The sequence below is a fragment of the Novosphingobium gossypii genome (genome assembly GCF_050433305.1).
GTDB lineage: Bacteria > Pseudomonadota > Alphaproteobacteria > Sphingomonadales > Sphingomonadaceae > Novosphingobium > Novosphingobium gossypii.
This window is the reverse complement of sequence record NZ_JBNPXM010000005.1, coordinates 257,359-282,266: the sequence shown is the minus strand read 5'-3', so window position 1 is coordinate 282,266 and position 24,908 is coordinate 257,359. Positions and strand designations below refer to the sequence as shown.

22 protein-coding genes and 1 tRNA gene are annotated in these 24,908 nt (G+C 64.8%); 14 read left to right on the top strand and 9 right to left on the bottom strand.

Going from position 1 to position 24,908, the window contains the following annotated elements; genetic code table 11:
• Positions 1-145: 145 nt before the first annotated feature.
• Positions 146-811: a monofunctional biosynthetic peptidoglycan transglycosylase gene (gene mtgA, locus GGR40_RS12185; protein WP_429276495.1), complete on the top strand. Its 666-nt coding sequence runs from the start codon at positions 146-148 to the stop codon at positions 809-811.
• Positions 812-1,159: 348 nt separating this feature from the next.
• On the opposite strand, the gene GGR40_RS12180 is transcribed toward mtgA, so the two are convergent.
• Positions 1,160-3,697 carry a TonB-dependent receptor gene (locus GGR40_RS12180; RefSeq protein ID WP_429276494.1) on the bottom strand — a complete coding sequence of 846 codons (2,538 nt, stop codon included), beginning with the start codon at positions 3,695-3,697 and terminating at the stop codon, positions 1,160-1,162.
• 353 nt (positions 3,698-4,050) lie between these two features.
• On the opposite strand from GGR40_RS12180, the gene GGR40_RS12175 reads away from it, so the two are divergent.
• Both GGR40_RS12175 and GGR40_RS12170 read left to right on the top strand, forming a co-directional pair.
• Positions 4,051-4,995 (top strand): cation diffusion facilitator family transporter, encoded by a 945-nt coding sequence (locus GGR40_RS12175; RefSeq protein WP_429276493.1) that lies wholly within the window; start codon positions 4,051-4,053, stop codon positions 4,993-4,995.
• A gap of 36 nt (positions 4,996-5,031) precedes the next feature.
• Positions 5,032-6,054, top strand: coding sequence for a DUF6624 domain-containing protein (locus tag GGR40_RS12170; RefSeq protein ID WP_429276492.1), 1,023 nt, complete (start codon positions 5,032-5,034; stop codon positions 6,052-6,054).
• A gap of 107 nt (positions 6,055-6,161) precedes the next feature.
• Here GGR40_RS12170 and clpX read toward each other — a convergent pair whose 3' ends face one another.
• Entirely contained in the window at positions 6,162-7,424 is a 1,263-nt protein-coding gene (gene clpX, locus GGR40_RS12165) for an ATP-dependent Clp protease ATP-binding subunit ClpX (protein WP_429276491.1), read from the bottom strand.
• Between the two features lie 124 nt (positions 7,425-7,548).
• On the bottom strand, positions 7,549-8,214 hold the full coding sequence (gene clpP, locus GGR40_RS12160; RefSeq protein ID WP_429276490.1) for an ATP-dependent Clp endopeptidase proteolytic subunit ClpP: 666 nt from the start codon (positions 8,212-8,214) through the stop codon (positions 7,549-7,551).
• 282 nt (positions 8,215-8,496) lie between these two features.
• On the opposite strand from clpP, the gene GGR40_RS12155 reads away from it, so the two are divergent.
• The gene (locus tag GGR40_RS12155; RefSeq protein ID WP_429276548.1) at positions 8,497-9,141 is read left to right on the top strand and encodes a hypothetical protein; all 645 of its coding nucleotides are present in this window, start codon (positions 8,497-8,499) and stop codon (positions 9,139-9,141) included.
• A gap of 91 nt (positions 9,142-9,232) precedes the next feature.
• Here GGR40_RS12155 and tig read toward each other — a convergent pair whose 3' ends face one another.
• Positions 9,233-10,807: a trigger factor gene (gene tig / locus GGR40_RS12150; RefSeq protein WP_429276489.1), complete on the bottom strand. Its 1,575-nt coding sequence runs from the start codon at positions 10,805-10,807 to the stop codon at positions 9,233-9,235.
• A gap of 76 nt (positions 10,808-10,883) precedes the next feature.
• Positions 10,884-10,968 (bottom strand) — tRNA-Leu (locus GGR40_RS12145).
• A 144-nt stretch (positions 10,969-11,112) separates the two neighbouring features.
• Between GGR40_RS12145 and GGR40_RS12140 the strand changes: the two genes are divergently transcribed.
• A complete protein-coding gene (locus GGR40_RS12140; protein WP_429276488.1) occupies positions 11,113-11,277 on the top strand; it encodes a hypothetical protein in 165 nt (54 codons plus the stop codon).
• A 94-nt stretch (positions 11,278-11,371) separates the two neighbouring features.
• On the opposite strand, the gene sppA is transcribed toward GGR40_RS12140, so the two are convergent.
• A complete protein-coding gene (gene sppA / locus GGR40_RS12135; RefSeq protein WP_429276487.1) occupies positions 11,372-13,270 on the bottom strand; it encodes a signal peptide peptidase SppA in 1,899 nt (632 codons plus the stop codon).
• A gap of 154 nt (positions 13,271-13,424) precedes the next feature.
• Between sppA and GGR40_RS12130 the strand changes: the two genes are divergently transcribed.
• Entirely contained in the window at positions 13,425-14,405 is a 981-nt protein-coding gene (locus GGR40_RS12130; RefSeq protein WP_429276486.1) for an aspartate carbamoyltransferase catalytic subunit, read from the top strand.
• Positions 14,402-15,655: a dihydroorotase gene (locus tag GGR40_RS12125; protein WP_429276485.1), complete on the top strand. Its 1,254-nt coding sequence runs from the start codon at positions 14,402-14,404 to the stop codon at positions 15,653-15,655. The genes GGR40_RS12130 and GGR40_RS12125 overlap by 4 nt, the downstream gene beginning before the upstream one ends.
• 179 nt (positions 15,656-15,834) lie before the next feature.
• Here the strand turns inward: GGR40_RS12125 and GGR40_RS12120 are convergent, their stop codons facing one another.
• A complete protein-coding gene (locus tag GGR40_RS12120) occupies positions 15,835-17,154 on the bottom strand; it encodes an SPOR domain-containing protein (RefSeq protein WP_429276484.1) in 1,320 nt (439 codons plus the stop codon).
• 14 nt (positions 17,155-17,168) lie between these two features.
• Positions 17,169-17,900, bottom strand: coding sequence for an AAA family ATPase (locus GGR40_RS12115; protein WP_429276483.1), 732 nt, complete (start codon positions 17,898-17,900; stop codon positions 17,169-17,171).
• 268 nt (positions 17,901-18,168) lie between these two features.
• Here GGR40_RS12115 and GGR40_RS12110 point away from each other — a divergent pair, with 268 nt between their 5' ends.
• From GGR40_RS12110 to GGR40_RS12090, 5 genes are all read left to right on the top strand, one after another.
• Positions 18,169-19,173, top strand: coding sequence for an SPOR domain-containing protein (locus GGR40_RS12110; RefSeq protein ID WP_429276482.1), 1,005 nt, complete (start codon positions 18,169-18,171; stop codon positions 19,171-19,173).
• A complete protein-coding gene (locus tag GGR40_RS12105) occupies positions 19,152-20,450 on the top strand; it encodes a DUF418 domain-containing protein (protein ID WP_429276481.1) in 1,299 nt (432 codons plus the stop codon). The genes GGR40_RS12110 and GGR40_RS12105 overlap by 22 nt, the downstream gene beginning before the upstream one ends.
• A 63-nt stretch (positions 20,451-20,513) precedes the next feature.
• Positions 20,514-20,708 carry a (2Fe-2S)-binding protein gene (locus GGR40_RS12100; protein WP_429276480.1) on the top strand — a complete coding sequence of 65 codons (195 nt, stop codon included), beginning with the start codon at positions 20,514-20,516 and terminating at the stop codon, positions 20,706-20,708.
• Positions 20,709-20,780: 72 nt separating this feature from the next.
• A complete protein-coding gene (gene bfr, locus GGR40_RS12095) occupies positions 20,781-21,266 on the top strand; it encodes a bacterioferritin (protein WP_429276479.1) in 486 nt (161 codons plus the stop codon).
• Between the two features lie 146 nt (positions 21,267-21,412).
• Positions 21,413-22,567: an AI-2E family transporter gene (locus tag GGR40_RS12090; RefSeq protein WP_429276478.1), complete on the top strand. Its 1,155-nt coding sequence runs from the start codon at positions 21,413-21,415 to the stop codon at positions 22,565-22,567.
• 35 nt (positions 22,568-22,602) lie between these two features.
• On the opposite strand, the gene der is transcribed toward GGR40_RS12090, so the two are convergent.
• Complete coding sequence (gene der / locus GGR40_RS12085; RefSeq protein ID WP_429276477.1) at positions 22,603-23,982, bottom strand: ribosome biogenesis GTPase Der; 1,380 nt, start codon at positions 23,980-23,982, stop codon at positions 22,603-22,605.
• Between der and GGR40_RS12080 the strand changes: the two genes are divergently transcribed.
• Entirely contained in the window at positions 23,981-24,205 is a 225-nt protein-coding gene (locus tag GGR40_RS12080; RefSeq protein ID WP_429276476.1) for a hypothetical protein, read from the top strand. The genes der and GGR40_RS12080 overlap by 2 nt on opposite strands.
• Positions 24,202-24,870, top strand: coding sequence for a CHAP domain-containing protein (locus GGR40_RS12075; RefSeq protein WP_429276475.1), 669 nt, complete (start codon positions 24,202-24,204; stop codon positions 24,868-24,870). Before GGR40_RS12080 ends, GGR40_RS12075 begins: the two co-directional genes overlap by 4 nt.
• Positions 24,871-24,908: the final 38 nt, after the last annotated feature.

Below are 24,908 nucleotides of genomic sequence, written 5' to 3'. Positions count from 1 at the left end.
TTTTCAAGCCACGGAACGACAATGAATAGGCCGGGTCACTCGCAAGGGTGGCCCGGCTTTTTCGTCAACGCGCGGGCGCTGGCGCAATGCCCCCGACTTCGACTAGAGAACCCGCACCATCTTCAATACCAGGGCCCTTGCTTCCATGCGTCTCATCGCCAAGATCATCGTCTGGTTCATCGCGATCAGCGTGGGCGTGACGGTGCTCTACCGCTTCGTCCCGCCGCCGGTGACGGTGACCATGCTGGTGGACGGCAACGGCATCACCAAGGACTGGGTGCCGCTCAGCCGCATCGATCGGAACATGGTCGCCGCCGTCATCGCAGCGGAAGACGGAAAATTCTGCACGCATAACGGCTTCGATACCGACGCAATCGAAAAGGCAATGGAGCGCAACGCGAAGGGCGGGCGCATCCGCGGCGGCTCCACCATCAGCCAGCAGACGGCGAAGAACGTGTTCCTGTGGCAGGGCGACGGCTGGACCCGCTATCTGCGCAAGGGCTTCGAGGTCTGGTTCACCTTCCTGATCGAGAACCTGTGGGACAAGCGGCGGATCATGGAGGTGTACCTCAACGTCGCCGAAACCGGCATCGGCACGTATGGGGTAGAGGCCGGTTCGCAGCGTTACTTCGGCCAGTCCGCCGCGCATCTGACCCCGGCGCAGGCCGGCCGAATGGCTGCCGCCCTGCCCAGCCCCAAGACCCGCTCTGTCAAGAACCCCGCCGGCTTCACCCGCCGCTACGGCAACACCATCGCCGCCCGCATCGGCACCGTAAAACGCGGCGGCTACGATTCGTGCGTGTACGAATAAGCAGGGCGGTTGCCGCGCAGGCTCCTGACCGTACCCTAGCACCAACCGCTTCTCCCTGTCGTCATGGCAGGGTCCATCATGCAGCACGCGCAAGCCGATCGGTCGCGGCGCGCGCTCCGGCAACATACGTCCGGGACGACGGTCGCTCCACGCTATCCATCCCCAGCAGCCAACAGCGGACTGCTTCCAAAGCAATCCTGCCGGAGCCGGATGGACGTGACCCGTTGCCGCACTCCCGCGCCATGGCTCACGTCTGCGCGCAGCCAACCCGGAACCTTACCGCGTATAGAAAAGGGGAGGAACCTTTCGGTTCCTCCCCTACCTGTTCCGTTACCGGATCGGTAGCGATCAGAAACCGAAGCTGATCGAACCGATGAAGGTGCGCGGAGTGCCGATGAAGGCGTTCGGCACGCTGGTGGTCGAGGTGCCTGCACCGTCGAAGCCGCCGACATAGAGCTTGTCGAAGACGTTGACGACGTTGAGCTGCAGGAAGGTCTTGTCGCCCAGACCAGCAAAGTCGAGCTTCAGCTTCGCGTTCAGGTCAACCGTGGTGTAGGCCGGGGTCTTGCGACCGTAGACCTGCGTACCACCGATGACGATCGGCAGGTTCTGGTCGTTGACGTAACGCGGACCGGTGCGCTTGACCTGCGCGCCCAGTTCCACCGGACCGACGTAACCGCTGGCGCGTGCGCCGAGGGTGTAGACGGGAGCACCTGCTTCACGCTTGCCTGCAGTGGCAGCAAAGATCGGGGCGCCAGCAGCGGTGGTGCCGGTTTCAACGTCTTCCTTGATCTTCGACTTCAGGTACGAACCGAAGAGGTAGAGGCTGAACTCGGGGATCGGCTGCACGGCAAGGCTGCCGTCGATGCCGTACTTGTCCACGCGGCCGAGGTTACGGTAGATCGTGACGTCAAGGTCACGGTCGAATGCCGAAGCCAGACGGTTGGTGTAACGGGTGTACCAGCCGGTCAGCGACGCCTGGATGATGCCCGAGGTGTAACGGACGCCCAGGTCGAAGTTGTCGGTGGTTTCCGGGGTCGGGTTCGCACCGTCCGTGTCCGGAGCATACCAGAACGCCTGGTACAGGTTGTCCGTACCCGGAACCTGCAGACCCTTCGAGTAGTTGAAGAACAGGCTGACGGCGTCAGTCGCGTCGAAGACCACACCAGCGGTCGGCAAGACCTTGTTGTAGTTCAGGATGCGCTGCTGCGGCAGCTTGTAGGTGGGGTTCGCCGCTGCGTACGTCGCCTGGTCAGCTGCGTTCGTGGTGAAGCAGTCGACGAAGCCGGTTGCGCTGGTGGCAAGGCAGTTGTTGGTCAGGTTGCGCTTGAAGAACGGTGCGCGGACGCCGACGTTCAGGTGCACCGAGTTGTTCATGAAGTCGCCGGTGTATTCACCCGAAACCTGATGCAGGATCGCGTAGGAGAGGCGATCGCGCTTCTGCAGGATGTTGCCGGCAGCATCCGTGAGCTTGCTGTCCGAGAACACGTCCGTGCCGAAACCGTCCGAACGCAACAGGCTGGTTTCGCCCGTCTGGCGGTGACGACCACGGTCGTACGAGTAAGCGACGCGAACGCGGTTGTTGTCGTCGATGTCGTAACGCAGCGAGGCGATCACACCGATACGCCACGTTTCAGTATTGCTCGGTGCCAGGATGCGGACCTGATCCAGCGTATCACCATCGCCGTTGAGATCGACACCACCGAAGTAAGGCGAACCGCCGATGTAGCCCGAAACCTGCTGAGCAGCCGTGATGGCGCCGCGTGTCGCGTTGGCGGACTGCGTGTAGAAGCCTTCACGAGCGACAACCGTGCCGCCGCCGTTTGCACGGGTGTACTGCAAGCTGGGGTCGACGTTCAGGGTCAGCTTGTCGGTGAGCGTGAAGCGCGAATTGATGCGCAGGTTGCCCGTGTTCGACGGATTGAAGCGGTAGTCGTAAAGCGAACCGCAGCTGCTGGCCGCATCCGGAGCACCGGCGACACCTGCCGGGATCTGGCATTCGTCGATTTTGTAGAAGCGCTCATCCTTGGTCAGCGGGAAGCGATTGCTCGAATCCGGACCGACGGTGCGGGTGGGGTCGAGGCGCAGCGGGGTCGAACCGAAGAAGTTGTTGCGGTTACGGTTCCAGTGACCTGCGACCGAGATGAAGTCGCCATTATCGCCCAGCGGCTGGTAGATCTTGCCGTTGAACTGCATCTTGTCGATCTGGCCGATGCCGCCGTACACAGTGTTGTTGACGGCCTTCGAAGCCGAGAAGAACGCCTTGGTGCCGCTGGAGTTCAGGACGCCGGTGTCGAGTTCGCCGAACATGCGGAAGAAGCCGAAGTCACCGGCCGAACCCAGGAAGCGGACGCCGAAGTCGTCGAACGGGTTGCGGGTACGGATGTTGACGGTCGAACCCGAAGCGGCGGCGGTCGGCGAGTCGACGTCGGTGGTGCCGAGGTTTACGTTGACCTGCTCAATGACTTCCGGGTCGATCTGCTGGTTAGAATAGAGCGCGTAGCCGCCCGTGTCGTTCAGCGGGATACCGTCGACGGTCTGCGAAATGCGCGAATCGTCGAAGCCGCGAATGGTCAGAGTACCGCCCGACGAACCGAAGGCGTCGTTGTTCTGAAAGCTGACGCCCGGCATCAGGTTGATCGTGTCGTTGATGGTCTGACCCGGGACCTGCGTGGCGATGATGTCCTGGTTCAGAACCTGCTTCGCCTTCGAGGTGTTCGGCAGCTGAACGCCGGCAACGCCCTTGTTGACCTGACCGGTGACGACGATGGTGCTTTCTTCGAAGTCGACCGAACCGGTGGACTGCGCGAAGGCGGGGACTGCGAACATCGCAGCGCCGACGGCGATCGTGCTGGTTGCCGTGGAGAGGAGGGAGGTGAATTTCATGATATGCCCCTGAGCTTGTCAGACTGGAGTGGTCACAACACGCGACGAACGTGAGCCCGGCCGCATTTGCTGCGGCTGCTAAGAGCAGCGAGATATGACAACTTTCTGACGGTTGGGACTCAAATGCATGTGCGCATGTGAAATTTCGTGATTCTACAGCCACATATCTTTGCGCAATTCAGATAATTACGTTTCAAATCAAAAAGTTGCATGTCAGCGCTCGAGAGCTTCTGCGGCATAAATGCCACATCTTGCGAGAACTGTTTTCCTGCTGCCACACTGTGGTCATAGTGCCGCAGGTGATGTTACGTCATAGCTTGATGCTGCCGCCCCCTTCATGCCAGTTCACCCCGATGAGCGCAGGGCATCACCATCACGGGCATCACCATCATGGCCACCATCATCATGGTGCAGGTGCAGCAACCGCCAATCCGGGCCGAGCCTTCGCGATTGCCGTTTCGCTCAATCTGATCTTCGTCGTTGCCGAGGTGATAGCCGGATTCGCCAGCGATTCGATGGCGCTGCTTGCCGACGCCGGACACAATCTGTCGGATGTGCTCTCGCTGGTGTTGGCATGGGCGGCGTCGGTGCTGGCATCCCGTCCGCCGTCCGAGCGGTTCACCTACGGCCTCAAGAGTTCTTCCATCCTCGCGGCGATCGCCAATGCCGCGCTGCTATGGGTCGCCATCGGCGCGATCCTGGTGGAGACGGTTCGCCGCATTGCCGATCCCGATCCCGTCACCGGCACGACGATGATGGTTGTGGCGGGCATCGGCATCGCGGTGAACGGGCTTTCGGCGCTGCTTTTCGCCAAGGGCTCCAGGTCCGACCTCAACTTGCGGGCGGCGTTCGTGCACCTCATGGCCGACGCGCTGGTGTCGGTGGGTGTGGTGATTGCGGGGCTGGTGATCATCTGGACCGGCTGGGCGGTCGTCGATCCGATCGCCTCGCTGGTCATCACCGCAGTGATCGGCTGGTCCAGTTGGGGCCTGCTGCGCGATTCGCTGCGGATGGGGATGCTGGGTGTGCCGGAGGGCATCGACGGTGCCGCCGTTCGCACGTTCCTGGCTGCGCGCCCGGGAGTGACGCGGGTACACGACCTTCACATCTGGCCCATGAGCACGACCGAAACCGCCCTCACCGCGCATCTCGTGATGCCGGGCGGCCAACCTGGCGACGGGTTTCTGCACGCGCTTGCGCATGATCTGGAGCATGAGTTCGGGATCGGTCATCCAACTATCCAGATCGAGACGGACGGCCACGATCATTGCGCTCTGGCCAGCGAGACCGTGGTCTGACGGCACGCCACGCGCGCTTGCCTTCGCGCAAGTGGCATGATTCACTTGTGGGCGATGCACCACGCCCGGTTTCTCGCGCTTGCCGCAATGCTCGTCCTGACCGCTGCCGCGTCGCCGCCGCCGGCGGTTCTGGCGCCCTACATCCATGACGGGCGGTTTGATCCGGGTGACTATAGCTGGCTGAAAGGCCGGTTCGCGGATGCCTCTGCGGCCGACAAGACGGCAAATGCACAGGTCGTCGCCTGGGTGGAAGCGTGTCGCCAGGCAGACCGCGAACAGACCACAGCCGAACTGGCCGACATGGGCGTTTTACCTCCGCCCGGCATGTCGATCGTCCTGCGCGATCCAGTCTGCGACGCAGTGGCGATGCCACCCCGAGGAACGCAGCGCCAGACATTCGCACAGTTCACGCAGGCACTGGACCGCGCAACGCCCATCGCGGAGACGTACCTTGCCGCAGTACGTGCAGCGGAAGAGACATTGGCGGCGGCGGACATGCCGCTGCGCGAGGAACTGCTGGTCCGCCCGGTGGGCGAGCAGATGCTGCGCTTGGGCTGGAACTGGAGCGACGGCCGCATTCCGGGTTGGGACAAGCTGACTGCCGACGAAAAGGCGATCGTGGTCTCGCGGCTCGGTCAGGCCATGGCCGAACGGGACCGGCGCAATACGCGCTGGCTCAAGGCCGTGGTCGAGGAGAACGGCTGGCCGAAGATTTCCGAGGTTGGAGAGCGGGCGTCCGGCCGGGCCTGGCTGCTGGTCCAGCATGCCGATGCCGACCCGCCCTTTCAGTTGAAAGCGTTACGGCTGATGGAGCCGCTATTGGCAACCGGGGAAGTGTCGAAAAGCAACTACGCCTATCTCTACGATCGCGTGATGCTGAAGATTGCAGGTGCCCAGCGCTACGCCACGCAGGCGACCTGCGAAGGTGGCAAACGCGTGCCCCGGCCGTTGGAGGATGCCGCTGCGGTGGAGGCGCGACGTCAGGACATGGGGCTTGAGCCGCTGGGCAAGAACATGGCGCGTCTTCAGCAAGTCTATGGCGACTGTCCAAAGGGCTGACGCCGACGATCTACGCTATCCGGCAACGGCCAGGCAGTGCGCCTTTACAAGAAAGGCCGCCCACCTTGCGGTAAGCGGCCTTTCTTGTTGTTCAGCGTCGGCGTGCCTTAGGCGGCGGCTTCGGCCTTGTCGCCCTTGAGGACGCGGACGGGTTCCTTGCGGCCATCGACGACATCCTTGTCGACGACGACTTCAGCAATGTCCCGTTCGGTCGGCAGGTCGAACATGGTGTCGAGCAGCAGCCCTTCCACGATCGAGCGCAGGCCGCGCGCGCCGGTCTTGCGGTCGATCGCCTTCTGGGCAATCGCCTCAAGCGCCTCGTCGGTGAACGTGAGTTCCACATCCTCCAACTCGAACAGGCGGGCGTACTGCTTGATCAGCGCGTTCTTCGGTTCCTTGAGGATCTTGACCAGCGCCTCGATGTCGAGGTCGTTGAGGGTCGCGATCACCGGCAGGCGGCCGACGAATTCGGGGATCAGGCCGAACTTGAGCAGATCTTCGGGCTCCGCCTTCTGCAGCAGTTCGCCCACACGGCGCTTGTCCGGGTCGGCGACATGCGCACCGAAGCCGATCGAGCGCTTCTGCAGGCGATCCGCGATGATCTTTTCCAGACCCGCGAATGCGCCGCCGCAGATGAACAGGATGTTGGTCGTATCCACCTGCAGGAATTCCTGCTGGGGATGCTTGCGCCCACCCTGCGGCGGAACGGAGGCGGTGGTGCCTTCCATCAGCTTGAGCAGTGCCTGCTGCACGCCTTCGCCCGACACGTCGCGCGTGATCGACGGGTTTTCGGCCTTGCGGCTGATCTTGTCGATCTCGTCGATGTAGACGATGCCCTGCTGCGCCTTTTCGACGTTGTAGTCGGACGCCTGCAGCAGCTTGAGGATGATGTTCTCCACATCCTCGCCCACATAGCCCGCTTCGGTCAGCGTGGTGGCATCTGCCATCGTGAAAGGCACGTCGAAGGTGCGGGCCAGCGTCTGCGCGAGCAGTGTCTTGCCCGACCCGGTCGGCCCGACCAGCAGGATGTTCGACTTCGAAAGTTCGACGTCGCCCTGCTTGCCACTATGCTTGAGGCGCTTGTAGTGGTTGTGGACAGCCACCGACAGGACCCGCTTGGCGCGTTCCTGGCCGATCACGTAGTCGTTGAGCATCTCGCAGATGTCGCGCGGGGAGACGATTTCGCCTTCCTTGCGACCGGCAATGCCCGCCTTGGTTTCTTCGCGGATGATGTCGTTGCAAAGCTCGACACATTCGTCGCAGATGAAAACCGTAGGCCCCGCGATCAGCTTGCGCACTTCGTGCTGCGACTTGCCGCAGAAGCTGCAGTAAAGGGTGCTTTTCGCGTCAGATCCGCTCAATTTCGTCATTTTCCGTCTTTGGCCTCCAAGCGAGGCGACTCGCTGACTCTACTCCGGGGGATGCCGGTTTTGCAATCCTACGGCCAAATGCTTGCCATAGGCTGAAAGACCGGCTCCCGTCGTTTGGAGTGGATTACCCTTCCGCCTTGTCGGCGTCGGGCCGGGTTTCGAACACCTTGTCGACGAGGCCGAACGCCAGCGCTTCCTCGGCTTCGAGGAAAGTGTCGCGGTCCATCGCCTTCTCGATATCGTCGAGCGACTTGCCGGTGTACTTCACATAGAGATCATTCAGGCGACGGCGCATCCGCAGGATTTCGCGGGCCTGAATCTCGATGTCGCTGGCCATGCCCTGGGCGCCGCCCGAAGGCTGGTGCACCATGATGCGGGCGTTCGGCAGCGCAATGCGCATGCCCGGCTCGCCGGCGGCAAGCAGGAAGCTACCCATCGAGGCGGCCTGGCCGATGCACACGGTGGAGACGCGCGGCTTGATGTACTGCATGGTGTCGTGGATCGCCATGCCCGCCGTGACGACGCCGCCCGGCGAATTGATGTACATCGAGATGTCCTTGGTCGGGTTTTCCGATTCGAGGAACAGCAGCTGCGCCACGATCAGCGAAGCCATGTGGTCCTCGACCTGGCCGGTGATGAACACGATGCGCTCGCGCAGGAGGCGCGAATAGATGTCGAACGAACGTTCGCCGCGGCTGGTCTGCTCGACGACCATCGGCACCAGAGCGCCGGTCACGGGATCGGTGGTGAACTTTCCTTGGGCGCCCGAAGCGCCAAACAGGTCGAGCATGGGAGTCCTCTTTACGATTTGCCTCGCCTATGTCGCGTGGCAATGCGCGATGTTCAAGGGGGTTAACCTATCGGACGGGGGAGAAGGTGTTTTCGGGGCCCGCAGACAGGGTTCAGCGGCTCCGGGCAGGAACTGTCACCGTCCGAAACGGGACAGGCGGGGTGCAGGCCGCGACGATAGCCACTGGCGTGCGGCGCAATGTTCGGCCACCTTCGTCATTCCCGCATCGCAGGAGCCTGTGTGTACCGTTCGACGCTTGTTGCCGTAACTGCAATCGCCATCATGGCCCCAGCCGCCGCTCTTGCCGAAACCCCCCGCGAGTTGTTGACCACCGCGGCCTTCCAGACCGCCACCAAGCCCCGCGCGCTGGAACTGGTCGCGCAGGCGATCAGCGCCTCCGACCGGATCCTCGCCGCCCGCCCCGGCGACCGCGAAGCTACCCTGCAACGTGCCATCGCCATCGGCTATCGAGGCAAGCTGACCCGCAGCCGGTCCGACGTGCGCGCTTCGCTCGACGTGTTCCAGAAGCTGGCAGCGCAGAACCCGCGCGACCCTGAAACCCAGATGGTGATCGCCGGATGGCATCTGGGCGCGGTGGACGAACTGGGCGGATTCCTGGCCCGTACCGCACTGGGTGCACGCGTCGCATCCGGGGAGACGGCACTGGCTAAAGCCGTGTCGCTGGGCGGGGACCGCGCCTTCTACCCCGGCCTTGCCGCCCTGCTGCAGATCCGCAACGATCCGCATGACATCGCCCTAGCCCGTCGCTGGGCGGAAGCTGCCGCGAACGGCCAGACGGCAACGCCGCTTGACGCCGTGATGAAGCGCGCGGCGCAGGCGGTCCTCCCGTCCCTTCGCGCAAATGACGGCAAGGCGGCGGCGGCACTAGCCCGAAAGCTGATGCCCTTCGGCAAGCTGGGGGACTGAACGGGGCCCTCGCTCTCCGCCTGCAAACAAAAAGGCCCGGTGCATCGCTGCACCGGGCCTTTTTGTTTGCAGGCGGAACCGCTGGAGAGGATCAGTCCTCCTTAGCAGCGGCCTTCTTCTTGGCCGGAGCCTTCTTGGCGGGCTTGGCCTCATCCGCAGCAGCGTCAGCCGGAGCTTCGGCGGCTTCGTCCTTCTTGGCAGCGGCCTTCTTGGCGGGAGCCTTCTTCGGCTTCTCTTCGGCGGCAGCCTCACCAGCCGGAGCCTCGGCGGCTTCGTCCTTCTTGGCAGCCTTCTTGGCAGGAGCCTTCTTCGCGGGCTTCTTCGCTTCGGTGGTCTCGCCGTCGGCGTCGGCCTCGATCGCGGCCTGCAGTTCCTCGCGGGTCACTTCGCGCTCGGTCACTTCGGCCTTCTCGATGAGGAAGTCGACGACCTTGTCCTCATAGAGCGGCGCGCGCAGCTGGGCGGCCATCATCGGATCCTGCTGCACGTACTGGACGAAGCGCTGGCGATCTTCGGGGCGGTACTGCTGCGCAGCCTGCTGCAGCAGCATGCCCATTTCCTGCTGCGTCACTTCGACGCCGTTGGCCTGGCCGATCTCCGACAGCAGCAGGCCCAGACGCACACGGCGCTCGGCGATCTTGCGGTAGTCGTCCTTCTCGGCCTCGATCTCTTCGAGAGCGGCAGCCGGATCTTCCTCGTTCTGCGCTTCCTGGACGAGCTGCTGCCAGATCTGCGAGAATTCGGCCTCGACCATGGTCGGCGGCACCGGGAAGTCGTGGCCGGCAGCCAGCTGATCGAGCAGCGAGCGCTTCATGGCGGTACGGGTCAGGCCGGCAGTTTCCTGCTCCAGCTGGCCGCGCAGCAGACCCTGCAGCTGCTCCAGGCTTTCAAGACCCAGTTCCTTTGCGAAGTCGTCGTCGAGCTTCGATTCGGCAGGCGCCTTCACTTCGTGCACGACGATGTCGAAGGTGGTTTCCTTGCCGGCAAGGTTCTCTGCCGGGTAGTCTTCGGGGAACGTCACGGTAATGGTGCGCTCGTCACCGGCCTTGGTGCCGCCCAGCTGCTCTTCGAAGCCGGGGATGAAGCGGCCCGAACCGATCACCAGCGGAGCCTTCTCGGCCTTGCCGCCGTCGAACTCGACGCCGTCGAGCTTGCCGGTGAAGTCAATGATCAGCTGGTCGCCGTCAGCCGCTTCGCCGTCCTTGGTTTCGAAGCGCTGCTGCTGCTTCGCGATGTTCTCGACCGCTTCGGTCACGGCTTCGTCCGAGACGGGGACGTTCAGCTTTTCCAGCTTCAGGCCGTCGAGCGAGGGCGCTTCGATCTGCGGCAGCACTTCGAGGCTGACGGTCAGTTCGGCGTCCTTGCCTTCTTCGTAGCCGTCGGTCAGCTTGACGTCGGGGTTCATCGCAGGACGCAGGGCGTTGTCGGCCACCAGCTTGTCCATGGCTTCACGGATCGAGGTGTTCAGCGCTTCCTGATGGATCGCCGGGCCGTGCAGCTTCTTGACCAGGTTCGCGGGAACCTTGCCGGCGCGGAAGCCGGGCATCTTGACCTGCGGCGCGATCTTCTTGACCTCGCCCTCAACCTTCGAGGTGATGGTGGCGGCGGGAATCGTGACCGTGTAGGCGCGCTTCAGGCCCTCGTTGGTCGTCTCGACAATCTGCATTTCGATGCCTTCCTGTGCAATCCAAAGGGCCTCTCGGCCAGCATTACGCGGCACTACCCTCGCACAGGTGACGGATTGGTGCGGGCGAAGGGACTCGAACCCCCACATCTTTCGATACTGGTACCTAAAACCAGCGCGTCTACCAATTCCGCCACGCCCGCATGAGTGTAGCCTGAAACTCAAGGCACGGGCGCTTATAGCGTCCCGAGAAAAAGGGCAAGTGCGACGAGTCGGCGATACCGTGCGGAACGTATCGGTGACGACGGGGGTTAGGCTTGAGAGGGGGCGAGAGGAGCGACACGATCATGGCCACCCAACCGCCTGCAGACAATCCCGGCGACACGCCCGCAGAGTTCCCGACACCGGGCAACGACCCCGGCGCGCCCGGCCATCCGGAAGAAAACCCCGCAGAAGGCCCGGACTTCGACCAGCCCGACAGCGCGCCAACCGAACTGCCGCCGCCGGACTGAACATTCCGTAGCTTTAAAACGCATCGACCCGGGGCAGCGTGGAGCCGCCCCGGGTCTGTTCGCATCGTAACCCGGCCTGAACCGAGACGACGGCCTATTGCCAGCCGACCAGCCGCCCGAGCATCGCGATGGTGGAGTCCGCGCGCGGCGGCTTGGCCACGCTGCGGTAATCCGGCCCTGCCGTGCATTGCAGGCAGTATGCCTGCACGCCCTGCGCTCCGAAAACGCCGTCCAGCCGCGAAATCGCCTGCGCCATCTGCAAGCGCTGGCGCACCGCCACCAGTCCGGCGAAATCATACGCCGCTGCCTGATCCTGCGATCCTGCCGTCATGCTTTCGACGAACGCGCTGAACGAATCGTCCGGTTCGGCCAGATAGACCGCCTGCCACTTTCCATTGCCGACGCCGCCAAGTTTGGCGGCATAGGCAAGCGCATCGTCCAGACCGCCCATCTGATCGACCAGGCCGATCCGCTGCCCGTCAGCACCCGGCCAGACACGGCCCTGCGCGATGGCATCCACCTGCTGCGGGGTCTTGCCGCGCGCCTTGCCGACGATCCCCAGGAACTTGCCGTAGATGCTCTCCACCGATCCCTGCAACATGCCTTCGACTTCGGGGGTGAAGCCGCCCAGGATGTCGGGCTGGCCCGCCAGCGGCGTGGTTCGCACCCCGTCGCTGGTGACGCCGAAGTCCGCCAGCGTCTTCTCGAAGCTGGGCACGAAGGCGAAGACGCCGATCGACCCGGTGATCGTCGCAGGCTCTGCAAAGACGCGCTGGCCGGGGGTGGAAACCCAATATCCACCGCTTGCCGCCATCGTGCCCATCGACACTACGACCGGGATTTTCGCGTCCCGCCAGCGCTGGATCGCACGGCGGATCCGTTCGGAAGCCATGACCGATCCGCCCGGCGAATCGATCCGCACGACCAGCGCCTTCATCCCCGCTTCCCGGTTGTCGTCGAGCAGGCGGGCGATGCGATCACCGCCTGCCGTGCCCGGCCCGGCATCGCCGTCGACGATCTCGCCGGCGATGGTGACGACGCCGATCTTGGCGCCCTCCCCCTTCACCGGGTTTGCCGCCAGCCAGGTCGCCAGTGTGGTATGGGCGTAGTCGGGCGCATCCTCGCTGGCATGGGCGATGGTAGTTTTGCCCACCAGCTTCTCGACGCGGGCCTCGAACTCGGTCTGGTCACCGATGCGGTCGATCAGGCCCGCAGCCTTTGCAGCCTCGGACATGTCGTTGCCGTGGGCCTTGCTCCAGCCGACCGGGTCCGCAACCATGCGGTCCAGCTGCGCCTTAGGGCGCGCGCGGGCGATCTCGGCCCGCAGCGCATTCCACTGCGAATCGAGCACCAGCCTGAAATCCTCCCGCGCTTCGGGGGAAAGGTCGGTACGCATGTAGGGTTCGACGGCGGACTTGTACGTGCCCACGCGGAAGACGTGCGCATTGACGCCGTACTTGTCGAAAAGCCCCTTGTAGAACTGCAGGTTGCCGCCCGGCCCGGCCACAAAGGCGCCCCCCATCGGATCCACCCAAGCCTCGCTGGCATGCGCGGCCAGTTGCACGCCGTCGTCGGCATAGACGTTGGCGAACGTCAGCACCGGCTTGCCCGCCTTGCGCACGGCATCGATAGCCGCGCCGATCTGGTGAAGGTGAACGTATCGCCCGCCCAGAAAGCGGGACAGGTCCAGCACCACCGCCTTGATCCGCGTGTCGGTGGCCGCCAGCCGCAGCGCGCGTTCCACGTCGCGCGCCTGGAACTCGTGAATCTGACCGTCGCCGGCAGTCAGCAACTGGAGCGGATCGACCTTGCTTTTTTCCTCCACCACGGTTCCATCGAGGTCGAGCAGCAGCGCCCCGTTCTCCACCTTGCCGCCAACCGGACGCGCCATCAACGCGGCATAGATCGCCCCGAAGAAGGCCAGCAGGAACAGCAGAGCCAGCGCGTCCTTCACGGCCACCAGCAACTTCCAGACCTTGCGCGCGAATCTCATGTACCGAACACCTTTCGCGCCCAGCCTTACCTGCTGGTGTGCGCAATGGGAAAGGGCACACAACGCACCGCACCCCGGACTTGCTCCGGAACCGAGGTTTTCCCCCCGCGCCCCCTTGCCCCGCCCGGCGCTGCCGCCTAAGGCATGGTCTTTGATGACATCCCCAGAATATACCTATCCGGCAGGCGCCCTCGCCTTTCCGCATCGCGGCCTCACGGGCATCGCGGGCCTTGCTCCGCACCAGATCTGGTTCCTGCTCGATGAGGCGGAACAGTGGGTCGAGATGAACCGGGGCGCGCAGAAGCGGCGCGAACTCCTGTCCGGCATGACGATCATAAACGCCTTCTTCGAGAATTCGACGCGCACGCTGCTGAGCTTCGAGATCGCAGGCAAGCGCCTTGGCGCGGACGTGGTGAACATGGCCGTCGCCACGTCCAGCGTGAAGAAGGGCGAGACGCTGATCGACACGGCGATGACGCTAAATTCCATGCGCGCCGACGCCATCGTCATCCGCCATGCCAGTTCGGGCGCGGTGCAGCTGATCGCGGACAAGGTGGACTGCCCGGTGCTCAATGCCGGTGACGGCCAGCACGAACACCCCACACAGGCGCTGCTGGATGCGCTGACCATCCGGCAGGCCAAGCGAGCCTTCAACGGCCTGCGCGTGACGATCTGCGGCGACATCCTGCATAGCCGCGTAGCGCGATCCAACATCCTGTGTCTGGCCTCGCTTGGCGCCGAAGTGCGCGTTTGCGCGCCGCCCGCGCTGATGCCCGCCGACATCGAGCAGATGGGCGTGAAGGTGTTCCACGATTTCGATGCGGCGCTGAAGGGGGCCGACGTAGTGATGATGCTGCGCCTGCAGATGGAGCGAATGGAGGGCCAGTTCATTCCTTCCCCGCGTGAATATCGCCATCTCTACGGCCTGACGCTGGAGCGGCTGGAACTCGCCGAATCGAACGCACTGGTCATGCACCCCGGCCCGATGAACCGCGGTATCGAGATCGACAGCAACGTCGCCGACCATGTGGAGCGATCGATGATTACCACGCAGGTCGAAATGGGCGTCGCCATCCGCATGGCCTGCCTGGACGTGCTCACCCGAAAAGGCCGCAAGATGGAGGGCTGGGCATGAGCGCGCACGCACCCCTGACCGTCATCGGCGGCCGCCTGCTGCTGCCCGACGGCTCGATTCGGCCCGGCGCGGTCCGGGCGGAAGGCGGGTTCATCACCGCCATCGGTGCGGACGTTGCGCCGCAGGACGGCGACACCGTGCATGACGCGCGCGGCCAGATCGTCGCCCCCGGCCTTGTCGACATCGGCGTCTTCGCGATCGACAAGCCCGCGTTCCACTTCGGCGGGATCACCCGCGCGGCGCTCATGCCGGACCAGAACCCGCCGCTCGACGTGTCGGCGCGGGTGCGTTTCGCCGCGCAGTCGGGCAAGCCGGACTTCTGGGTCCATCCGCTTGCCGCCGCGACGCAGGGGCTGGAGGGCAAGGCACTGGCCGAGATCGCGATGATGCGTGATGCGGGCGCCCGCGCCGTCGCCACCGGGCGGCGCTGGGTCGGCGATTCGGGTACGATGCTACGGCTGCTGCAGTATACCGGGATGCTGGGTATGGTCGTCATCGCCCACGCCGAGGACGCCGGTATTGTCGGCAATGCCGTTGCCACCGCCGGAGAAATGGCGACCCGTCTGGGCCTGCCCAGCGCGCCTGCCCAGGCAGAGGCGCTGGCGATTGCCCGCGACATCGCGCTGGCTGAAATGGCAAATGCGGCGATCCACTTCCGCAACGTGACGACCGCCGCCGGGCTGGACCTCGTGCGCGCTGCAAAGACACGCGGGCTGAAGGTGACGGCGGGTGTCAGCCCCGCCTACTTCATGCTCTCCGACCTTGCGATCGGAGCATTCCGCACGTTCACGCATCTGTCGCCCGCGCTGCGCTGCGAGGCGGACCGGCAGGCCCTGGTCGCCGCCATCGCCGACGGTACGATCGACGTCATCGCATCGGGCCATGATCCCCGCGGTCCAGAGGACAAGCGCCTGCCGTTCAGCGATTCGGCCCCCGGCATGGCCGGCGCGGAGACGCTATTGCCACTGACGCTGAACCTCGTTCGCGACGGCGTGATCGACATGGCGCGCGCGTTCGAGTTGATCGCTGGCAATCCGGCAAGGCTGCTCGGCGTCGATGCCGGACGACTGGCGGTGGGTGCAGAGGCGGACATCGCCGTGCTTGATCCCGAACGCCCGTGGATCGTCAATTCGGACAAGATGGCCGCTGCTGCGGGCAACACGCCGTTCGATCGTCAGCCGGTTCAGGGGCGTGTGCTGGCGCTGTTCAAGGGCGGCATCGCGGTGCGAACCAAGAAGGTCGGCGGCTAAGCTAAGAACGCGAGGGGTGCGGGATTGCCGCGTCTCCCCTCGTCCCCAAGACGCCCCGGGCTCCATCTGCCATCGCCGTCTCGCGCTGAGCACAGCGTAGTGGCGATGGCCGAAGTGACCTCATCTTGGCATCGCAACGGGGAGCAGGATAGGCCCCCCGGCAGTCGGGCCAAAGCCGATCAGCGGCTCGCCAGCACCGCCCGCCCCTCGCGCTTCGTCGCTGTGCCGGAGCCGGCGCGCGATCCTTCGTAAGCCAGGCATTCGCCGCCCCGACCCTTGACAGTCGAGCACATCGACTGCGCTGCACCGCGCGCAAAGCCTTCGGCGGCGACCCGGTAGTAGCGACGGCCGTTCACGTCCGCTTCGGTGATGCGCATGGTGTGCCCGCGCAGCGACGGGTCGCGCCGCTGGAAGATCGCCCAGGCGCGCCGGGCACCGTCCATCGAACTGAAGGAACCCAACTGCACCACATGGCCGCCCGCTGCCGGAGCAGCCTTTGCAGCGACGCTCGCCACCGGGGTTGCCGATTTGCGCACCGGAGCCTTCTGCGCCTTGGCGAGACTGCCATCGAACGCCCGCTCAATCGTGCTGCGCGGGGCGGTAGGCGCGCCAAGCGCGACGCGCGGAATCGGCGCACTCCGTGCAGGAACATCGGCAAAGGCCGGTGCGTCCGACATCTGTTCGGGTTCCTGCATCGCCGGCAGTTCACCCAAAGGTGCTGCGGGCGCAACCGGCTCCGCCGCTGCCATCAGGGCGCGGGGCGCGGTATCGGGAACGCCGTTCAGGGCCAGCGCCACCGGCTGCCCCGGATCAGCTCGCAGCGGCGTGCCCAGCAGTCCGGCCACCCGCTTGCGAGCAAGGCCGGGCCGCGCATTGCCGGCCCATTCCTGCAGGCGGGCATCCAGTTCCTCACCGGAAACGTCCTGCGACGCGACCACCCGTGCCTCTGCCCAACGCCCGTCCAGCGCATAGGCATAGGCCAGGTTCTGGCGCGTCTTGGGATTATTGGCACCGCTCTTGACCGCCTCGGACAGCACGGCAACGGCTTCGGCCGGATGCCCTGCCAGCGCCACGGCAAGGCCGTAGTCGCTCACGGGCAGTTGTTGCGCATGGCGCGCCAGCACCTCCAGCGCCTGCGCGTTGCGGCCCGAACCGATGTAGGACAGCGCCAGGCTCAGCCCGGTCCGCGCGGTCATGTCGCCCAAAACCACGGCATCCTCGAACGTCTGCGTCGCAGATTCGAAGCGGCCGGCAGCAAGGTAGCCCTGCGCCAGCGCCACGCGCGCCGCGGCATTGCGTGGAGATTTCGCTACGCGGCCCTCGATCTTCGCCAGTTCGGCATCGCCGGGAGTACCCGGCATCGCCTCACCGTGCGCCGCACTGGTGCTGGCCATGCCCGTGTGCCCGCCTGCACAGCCCGCAAGCAGCGCAGCGACCATGGCCGAGCACAAGGTGAAGCCGGCGGTGCGGGCACTGCTGGAGGGGCGGTTCTTCATCATGCTTCCTTGAAAAATCATGCCGGCACGCGGCGACCGAAGCCGCCCACCGGGCGCAGCGCACTTGGCCCCACGGGCCCCGGCGCTGAATGGCCGGCAGGGGGCGCAGCGAAGATCGTGCGGCGGAAATTCTTTTCGAGACGGTCGGCCACATAGGCCCACAGCGCTGCCATCTCAGCGGTGGAGCGCCCGTTCGGATCGATCTCCATCACGGTGCGGCCATCGATCATCGAGGCTGCGAAATCCGTGCGCTGGTGGACGGTGACGGGGGCCACGGTGCCATGCTGTGAAAGCGCGACGGCGGCCTCTGCGGTGATCCGAGCCTTGGGCGTGGCGCCGTTGACCACGAAGACCAGCGGTTTGCCGGACCGCTCGCACAGATCGACCGTAGCGCCCACCGCGCGCAGATCATGCGGACTGGGCCGGGTCGGGATGACGATCAGTTCGGCCACCGCGATGACGCTCTGGATCGCCAGGGTGATCGCAGGCGGGGTGTCGATGACGGCGAGCCTGAAGCCCTGCTGGCGCAGCGTCTGCAGGTCTGCGGCAAGTCGTGCCACGGTAGTGCGAGCAAAGGCGGGGGTGTCCGCCTCGCGCTCGTTCCACCAGTCGGAAAGGGAGCCCTGGGGATCGATGTCGATCAGCACGACCGGCCCGGCTCCGGCGCGTTCGGCCTCTACCGCCAGGTGTCCGGACAGCGTCGTCTTGCCCGAGCCGCCCTTCTGCGATGCCAATGCCAAAACGCGCAAAACCGTGAACCCCCATGAGCGGACACGCAGTGCCCGCAGAAGGGAGTGCCTGATCGTTCCTAATTTACGGTTAATTGCCTAAGTTGTCGGTCGCAATTGCGCCATGCATGAAGCACGCGTGCCACTGCCGTGCACTGCCCGTTAACTCTTCGATCCTAGGCATGATGCAAGATCCCGTTTGACCTTAGCGGCGCTTGGTGCTGGCATCCGGCTGCCTGTTAAGCTTACATGGGATATCGATGGGGCAATTCCGGACGCAAGGCAGGCAGTGAGCAAGAGTTTTACCCCCGCGACCACAGTTCTTGCCGCTGCGCTGGCGCTGGCTGCAGCGCCTGCCGGTGCGGACGTGAAGGCAGGCGTCGATGCGTGGTCCACCGGCGATTACGCCGCCGCCATCCGCGAATGGCAGCCGCTGGCCGACAGGGGTGATCCCGACGCGATGTTCAATCTGGCGCAGGCGTACAAGCTTGGCCGCGGAGAGCCGCTGGACCTTGGCAAGGCAGAAGCGCTTTACGGACAGGCCGCTGCCAAGGGGCATCCGCAGGCGGCAGACGCCTACGGCCTGCTGCTTTTCCAGCGCGGTGAACGCCTGCACGCCCTGCCTTACGTCGAAGCCGCCGCATCGCGCGGTGATCCGCGTGCGCAGTACATCCTGGGCGTGGGCCACTTCAACGGCGACATCGTCAAGCGGGACTGGGTCCGCGCTTATGCGCTGGCCAGTCTGGCACAGCAGGCGGGGTTGCCGCAGGCGACAAGCGCGCTGGCGCAGATGGACCAGCACATTCCGCTTGCCGACCGACAGAAAAGCGTGGCCCTGGCCTCGCAGCTGGCGACCGAAGCGCAGGCGAACCGCCAGCGCCTGAGCACGACGGTGGAACTCGACACACAAGGCAGCGGCCCAACCATGGCCGTCGCGACGCCATCCGCGGCGCCCCATGTGGCAAAAGCCACCTTGCCCCCTGCCCCGCCCCCCGCTTCTGTCGCGAAGCCGCAGGCCAAGCCTGCCTTACACAAGCCTGCGCCCGCCGCTGCGCCTCGCGCCGCCGGACCCTGGCGCGTGCAGCTTGGCGCATTTGGCGTCACCGGCAATGCCGAAGCGCTTTGGAACCGCATCAAGGGCCGCGCCGAACTTGCCGGGCATCCCCGCATGATGGTGCCGGCGGGTAAGCTGACCAAGCTGCAGGCCGCAGGCTTCGGCTCCAAGGCCGAAGCCGATGCCGCCTGCGCCCGCCTGACCGCCGGTGGCTTCGGGTGCATAGCGGCCCGGGACTGATCGTTCCGGAAGACGCCGCCGCCCCCCTGCCGGAGCGGATACATTCGCTTGACCTGATCCGGGGCGTTGCCGTTCTGGGCATTCTGGCGATCAACATCGCGGGCTTCGCCGGGCCGATGATCGGAGCGATCACACCGCGTTTCGCCCCCGCCCTTGCCGCTCCGAGCCAACTTGACGAAGCTGCCTGGGCCTTCGGGTTCCTCTTCTTCGAGGGCAAGATGCGGGCGCTGTTCACGCTGCTGTTCGGCGCCGGGCTGGTACTGTTCCACGAACGGTGCGAGGCCGCGGGCCGCGACGGCGACGCGTTGCAGCTGAGGCGGCTGGGCTGGCTGCTGCTCTTCGGACTGGCGCACTATCTGCTGCTGTGGTGGGGCGACATCCTGTTTCTTTATGCGACCTGCGGGATCGCGGCGCTGCTGATGCGCCCCCTGCCCGACCGGATACTGATATGGAGTGCGCTGGCGCTCTATTATGGTTGGCATATCTGGGGGATGCTGGACGCAGCTACCGCGATCGAAGCCGAGACCGCCCTTCGCCGCAATGTCGCCGACCCTACGCAGCTGCGGCTTCTGGCCTCCCGGATGGAGCCGGTCCACGCCTGGGCCGCACAGGAACTGCGCGAAGGAGCGCTGGGCTGGCTTGATCTGCTGCGCATCAAGCTGGTGGAGCGTCCATTCTGGCCGGTGCAGATGGTATCCGGCGCCTTTTCCGAGACGCTGCCGCTGATGCTGATCGGGATGGTCCTTTATCGCACCGGCTTCTTCGCACCCGGCACGCGCCGCCCCATGTCGCGCGGGCGGGTGAAGGAGCTGGCGCTGGCCTGCACTTTCGCCGGGCTCGTCCTGACGGCACTGTTCCTGGGCTGGGCGTGGCCGCGCGGCTTTCCGCCCGTGGCGATGCAAGCGGCGATCGCGTGGGGACTGGCGATGCCGCATGTACTGGGCGGGATCGGCTATGCCGGGTTGCTGGTGCTTGCCGCGCCCTGGCCGGGAGCGACATGGATCGGGCGGCGGATCGTGTCGGCGGGGCGGATGGCCTTCAGCAACTACGTGCTGACCAGTCTGGTCATGACGTTCATCTTCTATGGCTGGGGCCTTGGCCTGTTCGGCAGTGTGCGACCCGCCGGCCAATGGCTTTTCGTGTTTGGCGGCTGGGCCCTGATGCTGGGCTGGAGTGCTCCATGGCTAGGCCGTTTCCAGCGCGGGCCGCTGGAGTGGCTGTGGCGGTCGTTGGTCGAACACCGGGTCTTGCCGAACCTGCGCCCACGCCCAGACTAGCAAATATGCTATTGCGATCCACTCGCACTCGCATATATTGGAAGGCGAATAGAGGATTCGCTCATGTACGTGTGCATCTGCAATGCCATTCGAGAGACCGAGCTTCGCTGCGCGGCACGCCGTTGTCGCGGCAATGCCGAAGCGATCTACGGTGCCATCGGTCGGCCTCCGCAGTGCCGCCAGTGCCTGGACGAAGCCGAAGACATCATCGCCGACGAACATGCGTCGGCAGGAATGGGAATCTCTGCAGCCGCCTAATTCATGACCTGACTTGCCCGACTCGACATTGCCGATTATAGGCCGCGGCTCCAACATAGGAGTTTCCGCGCGATGAAGGGCGACCTCAAGGTTATCGAATTTCTGAACAAGGCGCTGTTCAACGAGCTGACCGCCATCAACCAGTACTGGCTGCATTACCGCATGCTGGACAACTGGGGCATCAAGAAGCTTGCTGAGTACGAGCGTCACGAATCCATCGATGAGATGAAGCACGCCGACGTTCTGGCTGACCGCATCCTCTATCTCGATGGCCTCCCCAACTTCCAGAACCTGGGCAAGCTGCGCGTCGGCGAGACGGTCGAGGAAATCCTCAAGGCCGACCTCGCGCTGGAATACGATGCGATCCCGATGCTCAAGGAAGCCATCGCACATTGCGAGACCGTGCGCGATTTCGTCAGCCGTGAAATCTTCGCTCGCATTCTCGAAAGCGAAGAAGAGCACGTCGACTTCCTGGAAAAGCAGTTCGACATGATCGCCCGCATGGGCATCCAGAACTACTGCCAACTGCAGAGCAAGCCCGCCGGCGAATCGGAATGATCCAGCCGTGAGCATGTCTGCCAGGACATGCTCACGCGGTGTTCGCCGCAACGCTTGCGCAAGGCAGATTTCCCCACGACGGGAACCGCCGCTTGTGCCGTCGTTTATCCGATGGCACGAGCGGTTTTGCGTTGTAAGGGGGCTGAATGGGATCTGACGAAAAGCGCGGACTACAGACGGAGGACATCGGCTTCGCCGTCCTCGTGGTGCTGATTTCTCTGGCTGCGGCCTACCTGCTCGCGCCTTATTTCGGCGCGGTTCTGTGGGGCGTGGTGGCGGCGATCATGTTCCAGCCGCTGACCGCCAAACTGGCCGACCGGATGAACGGCCGCAAGAATCTGGCGGCCTCGATCGTCCTGTTCGGACTGATCGCGCTGTTCGTGGTCCCCACGATCCTGCTGGGCATCAGCCTCGTCAACGAAGCGACCGTGCTTTACCAGAAGATCACCAGCGGCCAGATCGACTTCGGTCGCATCTTCCAGCAGGTGCAGAGCGCCATGCCGTCCAGCATGCGCCGCCTGATCTCCGAGTACGGCCTCAACGATTTCGAGACGATCCGCCGCCAGTTCGGCTCCAGCATCACCAGCGGCCTGCAGACGGTGGCGGGCCGTGTGCTTTCGGTCGGCCAGGGTGCGCTGAGCTTCGTCGCGGCGCTGGGCGTGATGCTTTACCTCAGCTACTTCCTGCTGCGCGACGGCGACCGCTATGGCGAGATGGTCCGCACCAGCCTGCCGCTGCATGCCGATACGCGCGATTCGCTGATCGACAACTTCCTGCTGGTGGTTCGCGCGACGATGCGCGGCACAGTTGTCGTCGCTGTCGTTCAGGGCTTCCTGGGCGGCCTGCTGTTCTCCGTGCTGGGCATCGAGGGTGCGCTGATCTGGGGCGTCATGATGGGCTTCTTCTCACTGCTGCCGGCGATCGGCACGGCGGCGATCTGGGTGCCCGTGGCCATCTATCTTTTCGCCACCGGCAGCACCGTCCACGCCGGGATCGTGGTGTTCTGCGGCGTGTTCATCATCGGTATGGTCGACAATGTGCTGCGCCCGATCCTCGTGGGCCGCGACACCCGCCTGCCCGACTTCGTCGTGCTGATCGCGACGCTGTCCGGGCTGGAACTGTTTGGTCTTAATGGCTTCATCATCGGCCCGGTGATCGCCGCGCTGTTCATCGCGGTATGGAACCAGCACCGCGACCGGCGCGAAGCCAAGGTGGCGGTGCGTGAAGGTTCCCCCGTCCCGGTCCAGACCGAAGCTGCCGCAGCCAAGGCAGCCGACGAAGCGGTGGCCCACCCGTCATAAGCATCGTTGTCCCGGATCAGGTCCGGGACAACAGCTCAATCCTTGGCGAAGGGGTTCTTCGCGCTGCGCAGGTTCAGACGGATCGGCACCGATTCAAAGCCCAGTTCGCGCCGCATGCCGTTGACCAGATAGCGCTTGTAGCTTTCCGGCAGCAGGTCAAGCCGCGTCCCAAACACGACGAAGCCCGGCGGACGGGTCTTTGCCTGAGTGATGTAGCGCAGCTTGATGCGCTTGCCGCCCGGCGCCGGGGGTGGGTTGGCCGAAAGGGCATCGTCGAACCAGCGGTTGAGCGCCGAGGTCGGCACGCGCTTGTTCCACGCCTCGCGGATGGAGAAGGCAGCGGCGATCAACTCGTCCAGCCCCTTGCCGGTCCGGGCTGAAACCGCCAGCAGCGGCAGCCCGCGGACTTGCGCAAGGCCATCGTCGAGGGCGGCGCGAATGCCGTTAAACAGGCCCGAGGCATCCTTTGCCACGTCCCACTTGTTGATCGCGATCATCAGCGCGCGGCCTTCCTCCAGCACCTTGGAGGCGATGGTCAGGTCCTGATGCTCCAGCCCGCGCGTGGCGTCGAGCAGCAGGACCACCACTTCGGCGAAGTCGATCGCATGGCGCGCATCGGCTACTGCCAGACGTTCCAGTTTCTCGGTCACGTTGGCGCGCTTGCGCATGCCGGCGGTGTCGATGAGGTGGACTTCGCGCACGTCATCGGTCTTGGGATCGGTCCATTGCCAGTGGATGGTGATCGAATCGCGGGTGATGCCGGCTTCCGGGCCGGTCAGCAGCCGGTCTTCACGCAGCAGCTTGTTGATGAGCGTGGACTTGCCCGCATTCGGACGCCCGACAATCGCCAGCTTGAGCGGCGCACGCAACAGCGCTTCGTCGTCCAGTTCCTCGGCGAACGGGTCTTCCTCAGGCTGAAGCGGGTCAAGGTGAGGCAGCAGCGCCTCAAAGAGGTCAGCCATGCCTTCGCCATGCTCGGCAGAGATGCCGACCGGATCGCCAAGGCCCAGCGAGTAGGCTTCCAGCAACCCGCCCTCGCCTGCACGGCCTTCGGCCTTGTTTGCCAACAGGATCACGGGAACTGGCGAGGAACGCAGCCAGTTGCCGATCTCGTCGTCGAGCGGCGTCAGGCCCGCGCGGGCATCGACGACGAACAGCGCGACGTCCGCCGTCTCCAGCGCCGCCTCGGTCTGCTTGCGCATGCGACCGGGCAAAGTCTCGGCCTCGTCGTCCTCCCATCCGGCAGTGTCGACTATCTGGAATTTGAGGCCCAGCAGCTCGGCATCGCCGAATCGACGGTCGCGCGTGACACCGGGCTGGTCGTCCACGAGCGCCAGCTTCTTGCCGACGAGTCGGTTGAACAGCGTGGACTTGCCGACGTTGGGCCGGCCGATAATGATGACTTGGGGAAGCATGATGCCACCCGCTTGGGCATTTCCGGCGGATTTGGCAAGCGTTGCGGTGATTCGCAGTCAGTCTGACGGCAATTCGCCACTGCATCCTGTTAAAACGACTGCAAACGATTTTCCGCAAGATTCGCGCGATTTCAAGGGAAAGGCCGGAACCTTTTCCTGCCTCGTCGTTAACCAAGCACCGAAGATGCATGTCAATCTTCAGGGGGCAGAACGGCGTTCATGAGGGTTTACCGCAGCATCACCGCCATGGCGCTTGCCGCCGCCTGCGCACTGCCGGGCGGGGCCATCGCCAGTACCGTCATCGCCGTGGACGCGGACGCCGGATCGGCGCAAAGCGTGCCCAAGGCACCCGGCCATCTGGAATGCGTGCCCTATGCGCGCACCACTTCGGGCATCCAGCTCTATGGCGATGCCTGGACATGGTGGCAGCAGGCCCGGGGCCGCTACGCCACCGGCAACGCCCCGCGCGTCGGCGCGGTGATGGCGATCAAACCGTTCAACAATTCCAGGCTGGGCCATGTCGCGACGGTCAGCCGCGTGATCGACGCGCGCACCGTGCTGCTGAGCCATGCGAACTGGTCCACCCCCGGCGAAATCGAACGGAATGTCTCGGCGCTGGACGTATCGCCGAACAACGACTGGAGCGAGGTGCGGATCTGGTACGGCCCGTCACGCAACCTGGGCACCACGCACTGGCCGGTTTCGGGCTTCATCTACAACGCCAGGCCCGGCGCCAGGCTGAAGGATGCCGTGCCCGACCGGGACAAGGCGCAATTCGGCCCAACGCCTGCCATGATCGCCGCCGCCAAACCCGGCACTCTCAAACCGGCCACGAAAAAGGGCCGCCGCAGCGACCCCATCGGCGCAATCATCGCCGGCAACTTCTGATCGCTTCGCCGCCCAGGGCCGGCCATGCGTGACCGGCC

What these genes read in the sequence shown, in the direction of transcription:
- mtgA (WP_429276495.1), top strand. Translation starts at nt 146, where the DNA reads ATGCGTCTCATCGCCAAGATCATCGTCTGGTTCATCGCGATCAGCGTG.
- GGR40_RS12180 (WP_429276494.1), bottom strand. Translation starts at nt 3,697, where the DNA reads ATGAAATTCACCTCCCTCCTCTCCACGGCAACCAGCACGATCGCCGTC.
- GGR40_RS12175 (WP_429276493.1), top strand. Translation starts at nt 4,051, where the DNA reads ATGAGCGCAGGGCATCACCATCACGGGCATCACCATCATGGCCACCAT.
- GGR40_RS12170 (WP_429276492.1), top strand. Translation starts at nt 5,032, where the DNA reads ATGATTCACTTGTGGGCGATGCACCACGCCCGGTTTCTCGCGCTTGCC.
- clpX (WP_429276491.1), bottom strand. Translation starts at nt 7,424, where the DNA reads ATGACGAAATTGAGCGGATCTGACGCGAAAAGCACCCTTTACTGCAGC.
- clpP (WP_429276490.1), bottom strand. Translation starts at nt 8,214, where the DNA reads ATGCTCGACCTGTTTGGCGCTTCGGGCGCCCAAGGAAAGTTCACCACC.
- GGR40_RS12155 (WP_429276548.1), top strand. Translation starts at nt 8,497, where the DNA reads ATGGCCCCAGCCGCCGCTCTTGCCGAAACCCCCCGCGAGTTGTTGACC.
- tig (WP_429276489.1), bottom strand. Translation starts at nt 10,807, where the DNA reads ATGCAGATTGTCGAGACGACCAACGAGGGCCTGAAGCGCGCCTACACG.
- GGR40_RS12140 (WP_429276488.1), top strand. Translation starts at nt 11,113, where the DNA reads ATGGCCACCCAACCGCCTGCAGACAATCCCGGCGACACGCCCGCAGAG.
- sppA (WP_429276487.1), bottom strand. Translation starts at nt 13,270, where the DNA reads ATGAGATTCGCGCGCAAGGTCTGGAAGTTGCTGGTGGCCGTGAAGGAC.
- GGR40_RS12130 (WP_429276486.1), top strand. Translation starts at nt 13,425, where the DNA reads ATGACATCCCCAGAATATACCTATCCGGCAGGCGCCCTCGCCTTTCCG.
- GGR40_RS12125 (WP_429276485.1), top strand. Translation starts at nt 14,402, where the DNA reads ATGAGCGCGCACGCACCCCTGACCGTCATCGGCGGCCGCCTGCTGCTG.
- GGR40_RS12120 (WP_429276484.1), bottom strand. Translation starts at nt 17,154, where the DNA reads ATGATGAAGAACCGCCCCTCCAGCAGTGCCCGCACCGCCGGCTTCACC.
- GGR40_RS12100 (WP_429276480.1), top strand. Translation starts at nt 20,514, where the DNA reads ATGTACGTGTGCATCTGCAATGCCATTCGAGAGACCGAGCTTCGCTGC.
- bfr (WP_429276479.1), top strand. Translation starts at nt 20,781, where the DNA reads ATGAAGGGCGACCTCAAGGTTATCGAATTTCTGAACAAGGCGCTGTTC.
- GGR40_RS12090 (WP_429276478.1), top strand. Translation starts at nt 21,413, where the DNA reads ATGGGATCTGACGAAAAGCGCGGACTACAGACGGAGGACATCGGCTTC.
- GGR40_RS12080 (WP_429276476.1), top strand. Translation starts at nt 23,981, where the DNA reads ATGATGCCACCCGCTTGGGCATTTCCGGCGGATTTGGCAAGCGTTGCG.
- der (WP_429276477.1), bottom strand. Translation starts at nt 23,982, where the DNA reads ATGCTTCCCCAAGTCATCATTATCGGCCGGCCCAACGTCGGCAAGTCC.
- GGR40_RS12075 (WP_429276475.1), top strand. Translation starts at nt 24,202, where the DNA reads ATGAGGGTTTACCGCAGCATCACCGCCATGGCGCTTGCCGCCGCCTGC.